A 20,310-nucleotide genomic window follows, 5' to 3' on the forward strand; every position below is an offset into this window, starting at 1 on the left:
CTTCCTTTTTTTATGGATGTCATTCAGAGAATAGTCCGTGCTGAGCCTTTAGGCTTCGCTCAAGATAAACTAAAGTTGAAGCAAGCTAACCTACCTACCACAGCTATGGTGTACCCACAAATATGGCGGCATATTAAATAATAGTTTTACAAAGATGGACACTAATCTCACGAATTATCACAAACGGTTCTAAATATAAATTATTTACAAATAAGTAATTTGTGTTTACTTATTAATAAATCAAAGTATAGGAATATAATAGAATTAAATCGGGTTTAGATTGTGAAAACAGACAGAAAGTCTGATTCGTGATTATGAATAGTATAGAGAGTTACCTATCATATTGAGGCTTTATTCATGTAAATTTGTGTAATTCGTGGCTTGATTAAAAAGATGTGGATACACCGCAGCTGCCACAGGCAGGGAATCTCATCGAAATGTAAATTAGAGTTTAAATTGACTAATTATTCGTATCAATTTGTGTATTAAATTAATCTTTGATGCTAAAGTAGATTACATTTCTACACCGCCACCGCCATTAAAATCACCGTTACGTTCCCGCTTCTTTTGTTGATTAAACCTGTAAGTAAAGGATATGTTATAAATACGTCCCCCCCTAAATTGAACTTGCTGATCTGTAGTGAAGGTATCTGTCGTAATATGGTTTTTAAAAATATTACTATTAAACACGTCCCTAATATTAAATGCAATAGAAGCTTTTTCCTTAAATAGGTCTTTACTAAAAGCTAGATTAGTAGTTAGCACGCCTTTCCGGTCGTTTTGGGAATCCTGACTAGGGCCTCTATAATTCATACTCGTTTGCCAATCTATTTTATAAGGTAATGTTAACTTATTGGTTAATCTGCCTCTCCACGTTAAGTTATCGGCTTCAATAGTAACGTCGTTAAAACTGCCATTTCTTTCAAATTTAAAAACATTAAAGTCTGTATTAATACGCCATTTTCGCGAAGGACTATAGTTTAAATTAAATTCGAAACCGTATCGCTTATCTGTTGCTAGGTTTACAGGACCTCTCTCAATAACTGGAAATTCTCTATCATTAATCATAACGGTTTTCCCTGTTCTCCTACTTATAAAAGTCATAACATTTTCAGAATGCGCATAGTATAAAGCAGAACTTAATGTAAACTTGTTAAACCTGTTTAGGTAGCCCAATTCAAATCTATCGGTATAAGTAGGGTCTAAATCTGGGTTTCCTTGAAATACATTGGTTATACTCGATCTGGAAGGGAAGGGGTTAAGCATAAAACCTCGTGGTCTTCTTAGTCTTCGATTATAACCAAGGGAAATACTTTCATCATCACTCATTTCATAATTTAGGTTAACCGTAGGAAATAAACCCGTTAGGTTTTTTCTATTAAAGTCGCCAGTTGTGGGTTGGTCTATAGTTGTTTTGGTATTTTCAAGACGTAAGCCCAACAAATATGAAAACTTTTTTATTTTACTGCCAAACTGTACATAAGCAGCAGTAATGTATTGTTTAAAATTGAAAACATTAGTAAGGTTCCTGTTTATTTCAAATGTATTGGTGCTTACATTTAATGTATCAACTCTAAAATCGGTTATATTGGTTCTAAAATCACCACGATATCCCATTTCAAACTGACTCATTTCTCCAATTGGTAAAACATAATCGCTTTGTAAAAGAATTTGGGTTTGATCTCTAAAATCACTAACCAATTCGGTATCTACAGCATCAAGATTTATTATGGAATTCACATCGTTATTGGTGTCTTCGTATTGAAAATCGAAAGTTAATTTATGATCGCTTTTATCAAAGTCTTTTACAAAATTCACAGAATACTGTATGTTTTCATTATTTCCTAATTCAGGATTGAGTCTAAGATTTCTAGTAGTATTACCTGTGTTTTTATCTAATTGAACCAGGTTATTTACGGAACGATCATCACTATTATTATTACTATATACTACGGCTGTGGTTAATGATGCAGAGTCGTTTATGTACCATTCTATACCTGTGTTTGTAGTGAGGCCTTTTCGTATATCGGTCCAGTTTCTTTTTTCATCTAAATCTGGAGTGTCAATGTCGTTATATTTTACATTATTGTACCAATACCCTAAGCGTTCGTTGTATGCATATGACGTGGTGCTAAAAAAGTTTACATCTCCTGTTCTGTAATTTATATTTCCAGAAATTCCTGCTGCGTCTGGATGACCAGCATTAGCCGTTACAGAACCATTGAGTCCTTGTAATTTACTACGACGTAAAATAATGTTTAATATACCAGCGGTACCTTCTGCTTCATATCTGGCAGATGGTGATGTTATTACTTCGACCTTTTCAATAGATTCTGCGGGTAGTTGTCTTAAGGCATCTGTAGAATTTAAACCAACCAATCCGGAAGGTTTTCCATTTATAAGAATACGTACATTATCGTTTCCTCTTAATGATATATTACCTTCTCCATCAACAGAAACAGAGGGAACGTTATCTAAAACATCGCTAACATTACCACCACTGACGGTAAGATCTTTACCAACGTTGTATATTTTCTTGTCAAGTTTAATTTCAACCGTAGTACGTTCAGCAACAATTTCAACTTCATCGAGAGCCGCTAAATCGATTTCTAAAAAAAAGACCCCTAGGTTTGTATTGGATATAATTTTCTTGTTTTCAATCTTTTGTGTTTTAAACGAAATGTATTCAATTGAGATGTCGTAAACGCCCTGAGGAACAGGAATGCTAAATGCGCCATTAATATCTGTAATTCCCCCGGCTACAATTTTATTTTTTTGTTTGCTAAAAAACGAAACTGTTGCATATTCCAGAGGATCCTTGGTTTCTTTATCAACAACTTTTCCTTTTATTGTTACATCCTTAGATATTGCAGAAGCTGTATTAACCTCTTTATTTTTTGGTTGCGCATAAGTTGTAAGCATACCAAAGAAAAGCATTAAACCGGTTAGAGTAAATTTAGACATTAATTGTGTTTAGTATTTAAACAACAAAAGTAACTTAAGGTTTAATGGCGTATGGTTAAAATTGTGTTAATAAGAAAGCGGATTTCCTTAAATTATGTCCAATATTTTTTCCGGAGGCCTACCAATAACAGCTTTTTTACCATTTATAACGATTGGGCGTTCTATTAATTTAGGGTTTTCTGTCATGGCTGTAATGATTTCGTCATCACTTAATTCTTTGCCTTTGAATGATTCTTTCCAGATGGCTTCATTTTTTCTAACTAATTCGATAGGCTTTATACCTAATAAAGCTATTAGATCTTTTAACTCGTTATGAGTTGGAACATTTTCCAGATATTTTACGACTTCGAACTCTTTATCAGATTTTTCAAGTATTTCCAGTCCGCAACGCGATTTGCTGCAACGGTTATTATGGTATATTTTTATCATTATAAATCGATGTTATAGTTTTTTAGTTGTTGTATAAGCTGTTCTGGAGATTTAAACTGAATGCCATTAATACCTAGAGCATTGGCTGCTTCGATATTCCTTAAGTTATCGTCGATAAAAACCGATTTTTCTGCAGTAATATCAAACCGGTTTAGAGTAATATTATAGATTTCATTAAAAGGTTTTCTGGTTTTTTCTTCACCAGAAACAATAATACCTTCAAACCATTGCAAAAACTCAAATCTCTCTTGAGCGATAGGGAAGGTTTCGCTACTCCAATTAGTTAAGGCTACAACTTTATACTTTTTAGATTTTATAAGGGATTCAAGAATGTCTACGGTGCCGTTTATAGCTTCCCCTAGCATTTCTATCCATCTTCCATAATACATTCTAATTAAGGTTTCATGTTCTGGAAAAAGGGCAACACGATCTTCTGTTGCTTTAGCTATGGGGTATCCCGCATCTTGATTCTCATTCCAATCGTACGTGCAGATGTTATCGAAAAACCATTGCATCTTTTCACGATCGCCATTAAATTCATCTAAAAAAACGTATTCGGGGTTCCAATCTATTAAAACCCCACCAAGATCGAAAATTATGGTATCAATTTTATTCATTTGTTGTTTTAAGCAATATTTTTTTATTTCCAATGGAGACTTCTTTCTTTACTATATAATACTTTTCTAAACGCTCCAGGTTTTTTATCATTCAATAATTTTAACTTACCTTTTTCTTTTATTAATTCAGAAAAATGATCTTCCCTAAGCTTATATTGTTCTTCATTTAAATAAGTAGTAATAAGCATTAAATGAAACGGAGCGGCTTCATTTGCTGATGTTTCCAAGATTTGAAATGACTCGATATACTTTTTTTCAATAGCCATGTTTCTAAGTACTTTCCAATTGTTTTGATAGTAGTATATGGCTTCTTTTTTGTTATCATTTAAAATTTGAACAAAATCAATAGTGGAAATTTTATGATCATGTTGACCGTAGCTAACGACAGAAGAAGCTAAAACAATAAAAAACAATACTATTTTCATAACATTTCTAAATTAATTATTTATACTGAATTGCGTATTAATATTTTATAATTGACCATCATCTTCAACTTTTTGTCCCATCATCATTAAATAAGATTTTAAAAACGCTTCAATATTGCCATCCATAATGGCATCAACATTTCCTGTTTCGTGAGCTGTTCTAACATCTTTTACGAGCTTGTACGGGTGCATAACGTAATTTCGGATCTGGCTTCCCCATTCAATCTTCATTTTACCTGCTTCAATGTCGTCGCGTTGTGCTAATTGTTTTTGAAGCTCGATTTCATACAACTGCGATTTCAACATTTGCATGGCACGGGCTCTGTTATCGTGCTGTGATCTTGTTTCGGAACAAGATATTTGAATACCGGTTGGTTTATGCGTTAATTGCACCTTGGTTTCAACCTTATTAACATTTTGTCCGCCGGCGCCACTAGATCTGGCTGTTGTAATTTCTATATCTGCCGGGTTGATCTCTATTTCAATAGTATCGTCTACCAAAGGATATACATAAACAGAAGCAAAACTGGTGTGTCGCTTCGCATTACTATCAAACGGTGAAATTCTTACCAAACGATGTACCCCATTTTCACCTTTTAGCCAACCAAAGGAAAAATCGCCTTCAATTTCTAAAGTAACGGTTTTTATACCAGCAACATCGCCTTCCTGAAAGTTAAGTTCCTTTACTTTAAAACCATTTTTTTCGGCATACATTAAGTACATACGCATTAGCATACTGGCCCAATCACAGCTTTCGGTACCACCAGCACCGGCTGTAATTTGTAAAACAGCACTTAGGCTATCACCTTCATCCGACAACATGTTTTTAAACTCTATGTTTTCTAGAAAAACAGAAGCATCATCATACAACTTTTCTACATCTTCTGCGGTAGATTCCCCTTCTTTAAAAAACTCGTAATGAACCTCTAAATCTTCAACAAGCGTTTTAATTTTATTGTAGTCTTCAACCCATTTTTTCTTAACTCGAAGCGATTTCATAATCGTTTCTGCAGCTTTTGGGTCGTTCCAGAAATTCGGATCGAAGGTTTGTTCTTCCTCGTTTTGTATCTCTACTAGTTTGGCATCTACGTCAAAGATAGTGCCTTAGTTTGTCAAGGCGGGTATTAAGATCTTTAATTTGATCTGAAGTAATCATAATTATTTTATTTTGAACAAAAATAGGATTTATTCACCTATTTAAAAATATAATTTTGGTAATGGAAAACCCTACTTTTTCATCAGGTTTATTGGGTGCTTAATATTAAGCCTCTTAATTGCTCTATGTTATTTAATATTGAATCCTAGTAAGAAGTATGTACCTAAATATTTATTTTAGATATTGGTTAGAGCGTTTTTTAAATAGAAAAAAGGTCTAAAAAGTAAGTAGAATAATAATGAACTACCCCGAGGTAGAACCTCGAGGAATTCCATAGATTAAACTTACTTTTTTAGACCTTCAATAATTATCGATTCTTAATAAATCGTTTTGTAATGTTGCTATTAATAGTGTTTATTTTTATTAGGTAAACCCCATTCGCGAGTTGTGATACATCAATAGCATTATCACTATTTGCCTCACTAATTAAAGCTCCATGAATGGTGTATAAGCTCATGTGATTTATAGGCTGCTTAGAAGTAACAAAAAGTTTGTTGCTAGCAGGATTTGGGTAAAGAGATACACCATCAATCAAAGTTTTATTGTCGATAGATAATACATCTTGATTATTAAATACTTTAACATATTTTTCATCTAGAGAAGATGAATTTCCAGTAGCAACTACAGAACCGTTGGAACTTATGCTTACAACACCCATTCTATGTTCTGGGGCTTCTCCATTTATATTTTCTCCTATTTGAACCCATTTTTCATTTAGGTTTTTGTATATACGAACTTGACCGGAACCTAGCCCTGAATCACTATTAATAGATGTACTTCCGACAGCTAAAATAGAGCCGTTGGAATTAATGCTTACAGATTGACCAAATTGGCCATTTTCTTGCGTTCCATAAATAGGTGAACCTATAAGGTTCCAATTGTTATTCGTATTTCTAAATATTTTTACTTCACCTACATTATTGGATTTACCGTTAGTATCTGCTCCCGCCGTTCCAATAGCTACAATATCACCTAGGTTATTCATGCTAATAGATAGTTTTTTGCTGTAGGCTATTCCATCTCTTACCCTAATGGATAAATCATTACCTATCTGTGTCCAGTTATTATTTATGTTTCTAAATATTTTAACCTTTTGTGTTTCTAAGAATATATTATTTCTATATTCTAAAAAAGTATTACCTACAGCTATTACAGAGCCATCTGCATTCATACTTAGCGATTCCCCGAATGATTCAAATGATTTTTCACCATTTATATCGGCTCCTATTTGTACCCAATCATTATTTTCATAATGAAAAACCCTTACATGTCCTACACCGTTTTTATTCGTGTCTCCACCATTATTGTCTTCTGCGCCAATGGCAACAATAGTTCCGTCATCATTAATAGCAACTGAAGATCCAAATCTATCCCCTTCGAATTCCCCAATAATTGGAGATCCGACTAATACCCAGGAATTGTTTATGTGTCTGTATACCATTGCTTTACCAGAGGCGCTGCCGTTGTCATCTGCAAAGGAAACTCCAATTACAACAACCGAACCGTCTTCATTGATAGCTAAAGAACTACCAAAGGATTTATTTGGCTCATTTGTAGAACCAATAGTTCCGATTTGTGTCCATGATTGATTCTCATTATTGAATATTTCAACATATCCATGATCTCTACTAACACCTCCATCTAAAGACCTAATTGTTTTTAACACGGCTAGTGTATTTCCATTACCACTAAGGCTAATATTATTACCAAAATTTAATGGCATATCGGAGCTTTCTATATTGTTTCCAATTTGTTGCCATTGTGCGTTAAGTATTTGTAAAAAAAGTAATAAGCTTAAAGTTAGAGTTGATTTTTTCATTTTTTCTTTTTCGTTTTTATAAAATAATTAATATGTAAATCACCTTCAGAGACTAATTCTGTGATTTCTATTAATATAAAAGTTAAAAAAGCCAAAGGTTCTAGAGATAACCAGTAATGAATATTTTCCATTGGTTTTTGTGGTTAAAATTTTAGCTATACCATGACTTATAATATTGCGTATTCTTATATGAAAATTGAAGTTTCGAGTGTTCGTAATAGGCAAAAAATAAATTTAAAATTTAATCAAAATTAAATGGTTTCTAATAATAAAAACCCACCCGAAATAGGTAGTTTTATAGTTTACATGTGTTTATAAGTGTATTTAGATAACTGCTTTTTACCAAAGTTTATAAATCAGGCTTTAAGCATAAATGAATGAAGTATGTAAAAGCAATACATTTGTATATTATTTATTTTTAAATAGAGCTATAGCTTCCGATTTTTTAGACACATTCAATTTTTCATAAATATTCCTTAAATGAAACTTTATGGTATTTATACTCAAGTGAAGAGATATGCCAATGTCGACATAACTTTTGCCTTCCGCCAATAAAGTAAGTACATCGTTTTCACGGTCGGTAAGTACGTCAAACCTTTTTTCTCTAAAAGACTCTACGGCTATTTTTGCTATGTTAATACATGTTGGGGTGCCTCCATCTTTGCTTTGGTATAAAGACGCAATTAAGGATTTTTCACTATCTCTTTTACTTAAATAATCTAAGGTTTCACTACTTAATGTATCAAAAACATGCTGGGGATTTTCATGTAGTGCAACAATTGCATGCACTTTACTTTTTAAAACTTTTTTAATCTCTTCAATACCATACTTACCTGGCAGGATAATATCTCTCAATACAAAATCGGGCTGAAAGGTTATAATATCTTTGAATGCGTCTTCATAGTTGTTGTAGCCTCCAACTACCTTAAAATCGCTTGAAGTATTAATAAAAGTTTTGCAATATTTCGCAACAATTTTATAATCTTCCATAAGTAAAATATTCTTCAATGAGGATAGAAGAATTAAAAAAGTAGGTTTCTCCATCATATTTTCCACTTTTTTGGAACGTGTATTTTTGGTCGAAAATAAAGCCTTAATTGTTAAAGTTGTTTGTCAAAAAATCCTTTTTTTTAATTTGAATTAAAAATTTAAGTGTGTCTTTGAAAAAAAATATGAACTAATTCATTCTATTAGCTCTTTAAGCTTATTATGTTTCCTAGAGGTATCTGTTTTAATAAGTTATCTTACATGCTTAAAAGAGACCGCTCAAAAATCTAATTTTATCACAGTTACCTAGCAGTATATATTTTATAAACATTGTACAGAATAATGGTAATCAAGAGTTAATATTCTAATTTTTAAATTGTCTCTCTAGGATTGTATATAATTTATAAATATTTGATAGTTTTGGATGTTTTTTGAACTACACAAAATATTTAAATGACCATTGACCTAAGAAGCGATACCGTTACAAAACCAACAAAAGATATGCTTGATGCTATGATGCAGGCAAAAGTTGGTGATGATGTGTTTAGAGAAGACCCAACTGTTAATGAATTGGAGCAGCGTATAGCAAACATGTTCGGGAAAAGTGATGCTCTGTTTTTCCCCAGCGGAACTATGGCGAACCAAACGGCATTGAAACTGCATACAAATCCCGGAGATCAGGTTATTTGCGATAAATACGCCCATATTTATAATTATGAGTCTGGTGGCGCTTCTTTTAATAGTGGTATTTCCTGTAAACTTATAGATGGTAACAGGGGGATGTTTAAAGCCGAACAAGTTTTAGAGGCAATAAACCCTGAGGCTTATTATTATAGTCTTACAAGTTTGGTAGAGATTGAAAACACCACAAATAAAGGAGGTGGTGCATGTTGGGATTTTAACGAAATAAAAAAAATAAGAACCATTTGCGATGAAAACAGTCTTGGATTTCATCTGGACGGTGCGCGCTTATGGAATGCTTTAGTGGCTAAAAATGAAACGACGGAGCAATACGGAGAGGTGTTCGATACTATTTCGGTATGCTTAAGCAAAGGTTTAGGATGTCCTATAGGCTCTGTTCTGGTAGGTGATGCAGATATTATGAAACATGCTATACGCATTAGAAAGATTTTTGGAGGTAATATGCGACAGGCGGGTTATTTGGCTGCTGCAGGACTTTACGCCTTAGATCACAACATAGAAAGACTAGCGGAAGATCATAAGAAGGCAAAAGAAATAGGAGAGACCCTTTCTAACTTATCCATGATAAAAACAGTTGAACCGGTTGAAACGAATATCGTAATTTTTGAATTAAACGCAGACGTAAATGAAAATACCTTTGTACAAAAATTAGCAGCCAAAAACATCCACATTATAAGTATGGGAAGTAACAAGCTACGAATGGTTACGCATTTAGACTATACAAATGCGATGCACGATAAACTTTTGAGTACACTACGGAGCTAAATCCTCCAAAAACCAGCTTCACATCTTCTTGGAGTTTACCCCGAAAAGGTTTATTTAAACATATCCATTCCGGGAATATTAGGCATCCCTTCTTTAGCAACAGCAGCTAATTCGGCTTCGTTAACCTTAGTTGCATTTTCAATGGCTTTATTCAAAGTGAGAATAAGGTAGTCTTCCAGTTGTTCCTTATCGGCAAGTAATTCGTCATCAATTTCGATAGACTTAATTGTTCTGTTAGCTGTAAGCGTCACTTTAAGTTTACCATCGTTACTAGCTTCGTCAATTAAAACAGTATCTAGACGTTTTTTAGTTTCTTCAACTTTTTTCTGGGCCTCCTTAAGTTTGCCCATCATATCCATCATATCTCCAAACATAATTTTATTAATTGGTTATTGTGTGTTACAAAACTATTTAATTTTTCTATTTTTGGGGGCTTAAATTTTAAGAATAAATACATCTTTTTTGAAAAACACAATTCAAACCCCAGTAGCAGCTAAGAAAGCTAAAATACTTTCAATACATGACGATTCGCGTATTGATAACTATTATTGGCTAAATGAAAGAGAGAACCCAGAGGTTATAGATTATTTAAATGCCGAAAACGATTATACCAAAGGCATCATGGCGCATACAGAAGCTTTTCAAAAAGAACTGTTTGAAGAAATGAAAGGGCGTATAAAGGAAGATGATACTACAGTACCCTACAAGCTTAATGGCTATTGGTACATTACGCGTTATAAAAAAGGTGGTGATTATCCCATTTATATTCGTAAAAAAGGCAGTTTAGATGCCGAGGAAGAGGTTTTATTCGATTGTAACGATATGGCAAAAGAGCATGCCTATTTTAATTTAGGAGGCATTGCTATAAGTCCCGACAACACATTGGCGGCTTTTTCTACAGATACTGTAAGTAGAAGGCAATATACCATCCAAATTAAAAATTTGATCACTGGTGAAGTCTATTCAGACAAGATTTTAAGTACTACAGGATCGGTTACGTGGGCAAACGACAATAAAACGCTGTTTTATTCTGTTAAAGACGAACTTACTTTACGTTCTCATAAAATTTTTAAGCATAAACTGCATACAGACGCAAAAGACGATATTGAAGTTTATTATGAAGCAGATGAAACCTTTAACACCTTTGTATATAAAACAAAGTCGAAAAAGTATATTATTATTGGGTCTTCGAGTACGCTAACTACAGAGTATAGAATTTTAAATGCCAATACACCAGATGGTGAATTTAAGGTGTTTCAAGACCGTGTTCGTAAGTTGGATTATAGTATTTCCCATTTTAAGGATCACTTCTATGTTATAGCCAATAGCGATGGGGCAACAAACTTTAAATTACTTAAAACAAAGGAAACAACCACCCAAAAAGAACATTGGCAAGAGGTTATTCCTCATAGAGATACTGTTTTATTGGAAGATATCGAGATTTTTAAAGACTATTTGGTTGTTAATGAACGTGAAAACGGACTCAATAGCTTACGGATTATTAGTTGGGATGGAAAAGAAGATTATAAACTACCTATTAATTCGGAAACTTATACGATGTATATAGGAAATAACCCTGACTTCGATAGTGAGACTTTACGTTATGGGTTTAATTCCTTGACCTCTCCAAGTGCAGTTATCGATTATAACTTCAAGACAAAACAAAAGGATATTAAGAAAGAGCAGGTCGTATTAGGCGGTAAATTTGATAAAAACAACTACGAATCTAAGCGAATTTGGGCAACTGCTAGAGATGGTGTAAAATTGCCAATATCCTTAGTTTATAAAAAAGGTATTAAGCTAGATGGAACCAACCCCTTATTACAATATGCTTATGGATCGTATGGTGCAACGGTCGATCCTTCGTTTTCGAGTATTCGCTTAAGTTTATTAGATAGGGGCTTTGTTTATGCCATATCCCATGTAAGAGGCGGCGAATATTTAGGAAGGCATTGGTATGAAAACGGAAAATTACTTACCAAACGAAATACATTTAGCGATTTTATCGATTGTTCAAAATATTTAATAGAACAGCAATATACATCAGAAAAGCATTTATATGCTTACGGTGGTTCTGCTGGAGGTTTGTTAATGGGAGCTGTTATTAATATGAATCCAGAGCTATATAATGGTGTTTTAGCAGCCGTTCCTTTTGTAGATGTGGTTACAACCATGCTTGATGAAAGTATTCCGCTAACAACAGGAGAGTACGACGAATGGGGGAATCCGAACAATTTAGAATATTATAAATACATGAAATCGTATTCGCCCTACGATAATGTAGAAGCCAAAAGTTATCCCAATATGTTAGTTACAACGGGCTTGCATGATTCGCAAGTGCAATATTGGGAACCTGCAAAATGGGTGGCAAAACTTAGGGAGTTGAAAACAGACACTAATAAATTGTTATTACATATAGACATGAATTCTGGTCATGGGGGCGCTTCCGGGCGTTTTGAAAGCTTGAAGGAAATTTCGTTAGAATACGCGTTTTTACTAGATTTAGAAGGAATTAATAGGTAATATGAAAAATTGTTTTATTTTTGTCAGGTTTTAGGTTTTAAATATTTTTAGTAATATTACCTAAGCTTATAAAAAGCATTTATGAAACACAGAAACCAGGTTTTTGACAATGTATTAGATTTAATAGGTAATACACCACTTATTAAACTTAATAAAATAGCCGCCAAGTTTAAAGGGAACTTTTACGCAAAAGTAGAAGCCTTTAATCCAGGACATTCTTCAAAAGACAGAATAGCACTTTACATTATAGAACAAGCAGAGAAAAAAGGAATTTTATCTCCAGGCGATACGATTATAGAAACGACTTCGGGTAATACTGGATTTAGTATAGCTATGGTAAGTATTATAAAGGGATACGATTGTGTTCTAGCCGTGAGTTCTAAATCTTCGGCGGATAAAATAGACATGCTTAAAACCATGGGAGCTAAAGTTTATGTGTGCCCGGCACATGTAAGTGCAGACGATCCAAGATCGTATTATCAAGTGGCTAAGCGCTTGCACGAAGAGATAAAAGGTTCTGTGTACATTAACCAATATTTCAATGAGTTAAATGTTGATGCACACTACAATTCTACCGGTCCAGAAATTTGGAACCAAACAGATGGTAAAATAACTCACTTAGTAGCATGTAGTGGAACCGGAGGAACGATTTCTGGTACGGCTAGATATTTAAAAGAGCAAAACCCTAACATTAAAGTAATAGGAGTAGATGCTTTTGGTTCTGTTATTAAAAAATACCACGAAACTAGAGAATTCGACGAAAAGGAAATTTATCCATATAGAATAGAAGGTTTAGGGAAAAACTTGATCCCAACCGCTACAGATTTCGATGCTATTGACGAATTTGTAAAGGTAACCGATGAAGAAAGCGCTCATTCTGCTAGATTAATAGCTAAAACAGAAGGTTTGTTTGTTGGTTATACTTCTGGTGCAGTAATGCAAGCTATTAAACAACTAGGGGAGCAGGGAGAATTTAAAAAAGGAGATAATGTAGTTGTCATTTTTCCAGATCACGGATCGAGGTATATGAGCAAAGTATATAGCGATAAATGGATGAACGAACAAGGCTTTTTTGATAGTAAAAATGAAGCTGCTGCGCAAAACATTCAGTATATAAAGTAATATAAATCAAAACTTTGAGGAGATATTATTTTGTCATAAAGGCAAAATAATATCTCTTTTTTTATTTTATCAATATTTGAGCGGTAAAAATTATGCTCAAACGATATAAATATTTAATTTTGCAATAACTAACTAAGAACAAAAAGCTTCATGAAATATGCTTAAACATTATAATTTGTTTTTGTTATCCCTCAAAAGCAAATGCATCTGTGTGGTTATGTCTTAGTTTTAATAGCAATAAGATTATAATAAATGAAAGATTTATTTGAGAAAATTTATAAGGACAAAGGGCCATTAGGAAAATGGGCTTCCCAAGCCGAAGGTTACTTTGTATTCCCTAAATTGGAAGGAGAAATTTCAAATCGCATGAAATTTCAAGGAAAAGATGTTATTACTTGGAGTATTAATGATTATTTAGGATTAGCTAATCATCCTGAGGTAAGAAAAGTAGATGCAGAAGCAGCTGCTCAATATGGTTCTGCCTATCCGATGGGAGCTAGAATGATGTCTGGACATACCGATTTACATGAAAAGTTGCAAGACGAATTAGCTTCTTTTGTAAGTAAAGAAGCAGCCTACCTATTAAATTTTGGATATCAAGGTATGGTGTCTACTATTGATGCACTCGTATCTAAAGACGATATTATAGTTTATGATGTAGATGCACACGCTTGCATTATTGATGGGGTTCGTTTGCACATGGGTAAACGTTTTACTTATAAACACAACGACGTTGAAAGTTTAGAAAAGAACTTAGATAGAGCTACTAAAATGGCAGAACAAACCGGAGGAGGGATTTTAGTAATCTCTGAAGGTGTTTTTGGAATGCGAGGTGAACAAGGACGGTTAAAGGAGATTGTAGCGCTTAAACAGAAATATAACTTTAGATTATTTGTTGATGATGCTCATGGTTTTGGTACGTTGGGAGCAACAGGAGCTGGAGCAGGAGAGGAGCAAGGTGTACAGAACGATATTGATGTGTATTTTGCCACATTTGCAAAATCGTTAGCAAGTACAGGAGCGTTTATAGCTGGAGATCAAGAAATAATTGATTATTTGAAATATAACTTACGTTCTCAAATGTTTGCAAAATCATTGCAAATGCAATTGGTTGTTGGTGCTTTAAAGCGTTTAGAAATGCTTAGAACTATGCCAGAACTAAAGAATAAGCTTTGGGAAAATGTAAATGCGTTACAATCTGGATTAAAAGATCGCGGTTTCGACATAGGAACAACCCAAAGTTGTGTAACACCTGTGTATTTAAAAGGAAGTATTCCGGAAGCCATGGCCTTAGTTAGAGATTTACGTGAGAATTATGGCATATTCTGTTCTATAGTGGTTTATCCGGTAATTCCAAAAGGTTTGATTCTTTTAAGACTCATACCTACAGCTACACATACTTTAGAAGACGTTGCTGAAACTTTAGCTGCTTTTGAAGCTATACGTACTCGACTAAAAAATGGAACATACAAACGCTTATCTGCTTCGCTAATGGAAGCGATGAGGGAGTAGTAGTGTTTTAAAATAATAAAAAAGAGCGTCTAAAAAGTGTCATTCAGAACAAAGTGAAGAATCTCAAAAAATAAACACGAGTTTATTAGAATGTTGAGATTTTTCGACTGCGCTCAAAATGACATTCAACACTTTTTAGACGCTCTCTTTTTATGCAATATCCTTTTTAAAAGTACAGCGCCTTTTATTGACGACTGGATTGAAGTTTTTCCATATTTTTTGAATGGCAACGTTGTCATCTAGTTCTGGACCTCTTACGCACCATTCTATATTTTTTTCTTTAAATGTTTTATAAAACTCATCAAAAATAATAGCGGTTACACCTTTATTTTGATATTCTGGTAAAATACCTATTAAATAAAAAGTAACTGTTTTAGCATGCTTCTTAGCGCGTAGTAAATGAATTATTCCAAAAGGGAATAGTTTACCCTTCATTTTCTGTAAAGCTTTAGCGTAAGATGGTGTAACAATACCAAAACCGACTAGTTTGTCGTCTTTGTCCAAAACAAATTTTACATATTCCGGATTAAGGAATCCGATGAATTTTTTCTTGAAATATTCGCGTTGCTCATCATTTATTTTAACAAAAGAAGACAGGACTTCGTGCGATTTAGAAAATACATCAAACATCTCGTCTGTATATGGGAGAATGTCTTTGTTTTTTGTAAAGCAAAGGGCTTTAAGCTGATAGCGCTTTTTTATAATGCCTTGCATTCTAACAAAAAAACTGGAATCCATATTCTGAAAATTCATGATGTTTTCAGAATACGATTTGGCAACATCATAACCTAGTTCCCTTAAGTGATCTGCATAATATGAGTGGCTGTGCCAGGTAATCATGTTTCCTATTTGGTCAAACCCTTCAGTTAGTACACCCACTTTGTCAAGATTAGAAAAACCAACCGGACCTTCAACGAAATCGAGGTTTTTTTCTTTGCCTATCTCTATAACCTTATCGAGTAAAGCTTTTGTAACATCAATATCGTCAATAACATCAAACCAACCAAAGCGCATTTTTTTTACGGCTTGATCTTTTACTTCTATCCAATTAATGATAGCCGCTATACGGCCTACAATTTCATTGTTTTTATAAGCCAAAAACATTCTGGCTTCCGCATCATTGAATACCGGGTTTTCTGTTTTATCTAAAGTTTTAATTTCTTCACTTATAATTGGAGGAACCCAATATTTGGAATTTTTAAACAGCTTAAATGGAAATTTCACAAAAGCTTTAAGCTCTTTTTTTGTCTGTACTTCTTTAAGTATTATCATAAGTAATTATATAGATATCCGATTTTTAATTATCGTCAAAATCTATATCGTTTCGTTTTCGTTTTTTGGTTTTACCGGGTAGGTCGGTTTGGTTCTTTTTGTTTCGTCTCGATTTTCTTTTGCCTTCTTCTTTGGCAGAATTACCGTTGTCTATTTTTTCACGTTTTACTTCTTTATCTTTATGAAAATCCAATCTATAAGATACGCCAAGATTAGCTCCAAAAACAGAAGGTGTGTCCTTGGCATTAAACGTTATGGCTGTATCTAGTTGAAGATCTTTGTTTAATAAATAGGCACCTCCTAATCTAAAAAGATTATCGGCATAAACATCACTCTTAATACCTTGGGTTTCAGCAAATATAACCCATTGCGGATTGAAAGAATGTGTTAATGTTAGTATGTATTGAAAATCCGATTGATCGGTTCCAATCCTATCTTTTGAAAAATTCATTACAAAAACCCATCCTCCCGGGAAATTGTGCTGCGTGGCTACCATAATCTTCGGACTAAATCCTTCTACGTCCGGTGCTAAGTAGGGATTGTCTTTTGTGTCGTAATGTGCCCCCAGATACACTGCCACAGCAGGAATTAACGAACGCCATTTAAAACTGTGATTGGCTCTCCAGCTGTATAGGTCTGGTTTTCTGTTTTCTGGGTTTTTATAGGGATCGTAAACCAAATATTTGGCACCTAATGTTAGTGTTTTAAAGTTAGATCGTTTTTCTTCGGAAGAAAACCCAGAAGCGTATAGGGTTTTTGTATCGTTTTGATAGGTGCCTTCAATGTTTATTTCAAGCTGTTCTAATAATAATCCATATCTAGCAGCGAAATCAACTCCGAAACCATTAGCATCGTAGGCAACAGCAGGAGTTCTTTTTTCTCTAGAAAGGTAGGGACCAACTTCAAATTGAACAACGTTGGTGCCTACGGAAAAGGCGCTTCTGGACACCCCAGGTCTGTTTGAGTTTATAACATTGGTATATTGACCATATGCTTGAATTGAAATCAAGGTCAATAGCAAGCATAATGTAGGTTTAATCAAGTTCATAATTAATGTTTATGTTTACAACTAGTAGCATTTTAGTAGTACTTAGTTATTGTTTTTAAGTCCTAAGACTTTTTCAAATATAGATATTTTATACATTTTTTATCATTTTTGAACGTTTTTTAAACATATAGAATTGTATTTTTGTTAAAAATATTTTTTATGCTACAATTTGCATCTGTAACAGGTTTTGTTAGAATGATATTAATCATTCTCCTAATTTACTTTGGGGTGAAAATCCTATCTCGCTTGTTTGCACCGTTTCTAATGAAATATGTTGCTAAAAAAGCAGAACAGCGTTTTGGTGATCAATTTGGTCAGTATGGAAGACAGCAAAAAGAAAAACCAAGAAAAGAAGGTGAGGTTACCATCGATAAAATGCCAAACACAAGAACCTCTAATAAAGAAGTAGGAGATTATGTCGATTTCGAAGAAATTGATTAAATTTCACAACCATTATTTTTAACAGATACTTCCCCATGCAATTTTCAGTCAAAAGAATACTTCCCCATGTATTAATTTTAGTAGGGTTTATTGTGCTTTCATTAGCATATTTTAGCCCGGTTTTAAAAGGAGAAAAGATTTTCCAAAGTGATATCATGCAATATATTGGCATGAGCAAGCAGCAAAAAGATTTTAAGGCAGAAACGGGAGAAGAAACTTATTGGACAAATAGTGCGTTTGCGGGTATGCCAACCTATCAATTAGGAGCGAGGTATCCTCATAATTATATTAAAAAGCTAGACTCAGCACTTCGATTCTTACCGCGTCCGGCAGATTATCTGTTTTTGTACCTCTTAAGTTTTTATATCCTGTTATTGGTTTTAAAAGTCGATTTTAAACTTGCAGCACTTGGAGCTATTGCTTTTGGCTTTTCTACCTATTTAATAATAATTCTAGGAGTAGGACATAATAGTAAAGCACATGCTATTGCTTATATGCCTTTGGTTTTAAGTGGTATTTTGCTTGTTTTTCAGAAGAAGTATATTTTAGGGTTCTTGTTAACGGTTGTTGCCATGGGCTTAGAGCTTGTGTCTAACCATTTTCAAATGACCTACTATTTATTGTTCCTGGTTGTTGTTTTGGGTATTGTATATTTAGTTGATGCGTATAGAAAAAAAATACTACCACATTATTTTAAATCCATAGGGGTTTTAGTTGCTGCAGTTATTTTGTCTATAGCCTTAAATGCTACAGGTATAATGGCAACACGAGAATATGTAAAGGAAAGCACACGTGGCAAAAGTGAATTAACCATAAATCCAGATGGCTCGCCAAAACAAGTAACAAATGGTTTAGATAGGGATTATATTACAGCGTACAGTTATGGTATTCTTGAAACCTTTAACCTTTTTATACCAAGGTTTATGGGGGGCGGAAACTTTGAAGATGTAGGCAGGGATTCAGGTACTTACGAGGCTTATAGAAAATTGGGAGCCAGTACAGCACAAGCCTTGGAAGAATCGAAACGAGCGCCTTTATACTGGGGAAAACAACCTATTGTAGAAGCACCGGCTTATGTTGGAGCTGTTATTTTGTTTTTGTTCGTTTTTGCCTTGTTCCTGGTTAAAGGGCGATTAAAATGGTGGCTGGTAGGAGGAACTCTACTGTCTTTATTATTGTCTTACGGAAAGAACTTGGGCTTTTTAACAGACTTCTTTATTGATTATGTGCCGTTATACAACAAGTTTCGAGCTGTAAGCTCTATTCAAGTTATTTTGGAGTTGTGTATTCCGGCTTTAGCCATTTTCGGATTAGTTAGATTGTTTAACGATTTTGAGAAGAAAGAAGAGAAGCTAAAAGCTTTAAAAATTACAACTGCGATAACAGGAGGTTTGGCACTTGTGTTTCTACTGTTTAAATCGTCGTTGTTCGACTTTGTGGGGGTGAGAGATGGTCAGTATATACAGGCTTATGGTCAGGATTTTATTAGAGGTATTAAAGAAGACAGGAAAGCTGTTTTTACTCAAGATACTTTACGTACATTGGTTTTAGTGTTATTGTCTGCAGGTACAATTTTTATGTTTTTACGAGATAAGTTAAAAGAGAAATGGGTGATAACTGCATTTTGTGCGCTCATTCTGTTTGATTTGGTAGGTGTAGATAGACGCTATGTGAACAATGATGATTTTGTATCGGCAATTAAAGTAAACAAGCCGTTTGAAGCTAATGAAGTAGACAAAGAGATTTTAAAAGACAAAACGCATTTTAGAGTATTCGATTTAGTTTCGGGGCCTTCTAAGCCTTCGTACTTTCATAATTCGTTAAATGGCTACAATGCTGCGGAATTAAAGCGTTATAGAGAGGTTTTCGATTTTTATGTATCTCAAAACAACATCAATGTGCTTAATATGCTCAATACCAAGTATATTATTGCTCAAGATGAAAAAAACGCTCTGTTTTCTTATAAGAACGACCAAGCTAATGGTAATGCCTGGTTTGTAAAGAATGTGCAAGAAGTTCAATCTGCAAATGAAGAAATCAAGCAATTGGATAGCCTACCGAACAAGGTTATGGCTATTTATTCGCAACACAAAGCTTTGAAAAAGCGGGGAGATGTAAAGCCTAATTATGCGGTAGACTCATTGGCCACTATTAATTTGGTTGAAGTAAAACCAAATTATTTAAAGTATAAATCTGAGAATTCCAACGAAGGGTTTGCTGTCTTTTCCGAAGTGTACTATGGAAATGGTTGGAAAACGTATATAAACGGCGAAGAGACTTCTTATATGCGTGTTAATTATACATTACGAGGTATGCCGTTACCAGCAGGAAACCACACTATAGAATTTAAGTTTGACCCGGATGTTGTTAAAACTGGTAGCCGTATTGCTTTAGCGAGTTCCATTTTGTTTGGAATATTATTGCTGGGTGGTTTGTTTTATGAATTTAAAGGTTTGTCATTCCTGCGGAAGTAGGAATTTTAAAAGCTGAAAATAAATAGTTTAAGGATTCCTGCCGAAGTTTATCTT

Annotated in this window: 16 protein-coding genes; 6 read left to right on the plus strand and 10 right to left on the minus strand. The window is 34.0% G+C overall.

Going from position 1 to position 20,310, the window contains the following annotated elements; translation table 11 throughout:
- Positions 1-513 precede the first annotated feature (513 nt).
- The 7 genes from C1H87_RS00005 to C1H87_RS00035 all read right to left on the minus strand — a co-directional run bounded on the left by C1H87_RS00005 (position 514) and on the right by C1H87_RS00035 (position 8,457).
- Positions 514-2,964: a TonB-dependent receptor domain-containing protein gene (locus tag C1H87_RS00005; RefSeq protein WP_102753846.1), complete on the minus strand. Its 2,451-nt coding sequence runs from the start codon at positions 2,962-2,964 to the stop codon at positions 514-516.
- An 87-nt stretch (positions 2,965-3,051) separates the two neighbouring features.
- Positions 3,052-3,393 carry an arsenate reductase (glutaredoxin) gene (gene arsC, locus C1H87_RS00010; RefSeq protein ID WP_102753847.1) on the minus strand — a complete coding sequence of 114 codons (342 nt, stop codon included), beginning with the start codon at positions 3,391-3,393 and terminating at the stop codon, positions 3,052-3,054.
- Positions 3,393-4,010: an HAD family hydrolase gene (locus C1H87_RS00015; RefSeq protein ID WP_102758118.1), complete on the minus strand. Its 618-nt coding sequence runs from the start codon at positions 4,008-4,010 to the stop codon at positions 3,393-3,395. Before C1H87_RS00015 ends, arsC begins: the two co-directional genes overlap by 1 nt.
- A 23-nt stretch (positions 4,011-4,033) precedes the next feature.
- Complete coding sequence (locus tag C1H87_RS00020) at positions 4,034-4,435, minus strand: hypothetical protein (protein ID WP_102753848.1); 402 nt, start codon at positions 4,433-4,435, stop codon at positions 4,034-4,036.
- Positions 4,436-4,480: 45 nt separating this feature from the next.
- Positions 4,481-5,591 (minus strand): peptide chain release factor 2 gene (gene prfB, locus C1H87_RS00025; protein WP_158655067.1). Its coding sequence is split into 2 segments (ribosomal slippage): positions 4,481-5,527 and positions 5,529-5,591, totalling 1,110 coding nucleotides; the frame shifts between segments, so codons are not numbered across the junction.
- Between the two features lie 307 nt (positions 5,592-5,898).
- Entirely contained in the window at positions 5,899-7,410 is a 1,512-nt protein-coding gene (locus C1H87_RS00030) for a T9SS type A sorting domain-containing protein (protein WP_102753850.1), read from the minus strand.
- Between the two features lie 408 nt (positions 7,411-7,818).
- Positions 7,819-8,457, minus strand: coding sequence for a response regulator transcription factor (locus C1H87_RS00035; RefSeq protein WP_102753851.1), 639 nt, complete (start codon positions 8,455-8,457; stop codon positions 7,819-7,821).
- Positions 8,458-8,850: 393 nt separating this feature from the next.
- Between C1H87_RS00035 and C1H87_RS00040 the strand changes: the two genes are divergently transcribed.
- Positions 8,851-9,864 carry a threonine aldolase family protein gene (locus C1H87_RS00040; RefSeq protein WP_102753852.1) on the plus strand — a complete coding sequence of 338 codons (1,014 nt, stop codon included), beginning with the start codon at positions 8,851-8,853 and terminating at the stop codon, positions 9,862-9,864.
- 50 nt (positions 9,865-9,914) lie between these two features.
- Here the strand turns inward: C1H87_RS00040 and C1H87_RS00045 are convergent, their stop codons facing one another.
- The gene (locus C1H87_RS00045) at positions 9,915-10,238 is read right to left on the minus strand and encodes a YbaB/EbfC family nucleoid-associated protein (protein WP_102753853.1); all 324 of its coding nucleotides are present in this window, start codon (positions 10,236-10,238) and stop codon (positions 9,915-9,917) included.
- An 88-nt stretch (positions 10,239-10,326) separates the two neighbouring features.
- Here C1H87_RS00045 and C1H87_RS00050 point away from each other — a divergent pair, with 88 nt between their 5' ends.
- The 3 genes from C1H87_RS00050 to C1H87_RS00060 all read left to right on the plus strand — a co-directional run bounded on the left by C1H87_RS00050 (position 10,327) and on the right by C1H87_RS00060 (position 15,021).
- On the plus strand, positions 10,327-12,387 hold the full coding sequence (locus C1H87_RS00050; protein ID WP_233783268.1) for a S9 family peptidase: 2,061 nt from the start codon (positions 10,327-10,329) through the stop codon (positions 12,385-12,387).
- A gap of 81 nt (positions 12,388-12,468) precedes the next feature.
- Positions 12,469-13,509, plus strand: coding sequence for a PLP-dependent cysteine synthase family protein (locus C1H87_RS00055; RefSeq protein WP_102753854.1), 1,041 nt, complete (start codon positions 12,469-12,471; stop codon positions 13,507-13,509).
- A 252-nt stretch (positions 13,510-13,761) separates the two neighbouring features.
- Entirely contained in the window at positions 13,762-15,021 is a 1,260-nt protein-coding gene (locus C1H87_RS00060) for an aminotransferase class I/II-fold pyridoxal phosphate-dependent enzyme (RefSeq protein WP_102753855.1), read from the plus strand.
- Positions 15,022-15,171: 150 nt separating this feature from the next.
- Here the strand turns inward: C1H87_RS00060 and C1H87_RS00065 are convergent, their stop codons facing one another.
- Entirely contained in the window at positions 15,172-16,293 is a 1,122-nt protein-coding gene (locus C1H87_RS00065) for a GTP cyclohydrolase (protein ID WP_102753856.1), read from the minus strand.
- Positions 16,294-16,318: 25 nt separating this feature from the next.
- Positions 16,319-17,341: a transporter gene (locus tag C1H87_RS00070; protein ID WP_102753857.1), complete on the minus strand. Its 1,023-nt coding sequence runs from the start codon at positions 17,339-17,341 to the stop codon at positions 16,319-16,321.
- 159 nt (positions 17,342-17,500) lie between these two features.
- Between C1H87_RS00070 and C1H87_RS00075 the strand changes: the two genes are divergently transcribed.
- Both C1H87_RS00075 and C1H87_RS00080 read left to right on the plus strand, forming a co-directional pair.
- Entirely contained in the window at positions 17,501-17,782 is a 282-nt protein-coding gene (locus tag C1H87_RS00075; RefSeq protein ID WP_102753858.1) for a DUF4834 family protein, read from the plus strand.
- Between the two features lie 35 nt (positions 17,783-17,817).
- Positions 17,818-20,256 (plus strand): YfhO family protein, encoded by a 2,439-nt coding sequence (locus tag C1H87_RS00080; protein ID WP_102753859.1) that lies wholly within the window; start codon positions 17,818-17,820, stop codon positions 20,254-20,256.
- Positions 20,257-20,310 lie beyond the last annotated feature (54 nt).

The organism is Flavivirga eckloniae, assembly GCF_002886045.1.
Taxonomy (GTDB): domain Bacteria; phylum Bacteroidota; class Bacteroidia; order Flavobacteriales; family Flavobacteriaceae; genus Flavivirga; species Flavivirga eckloniae.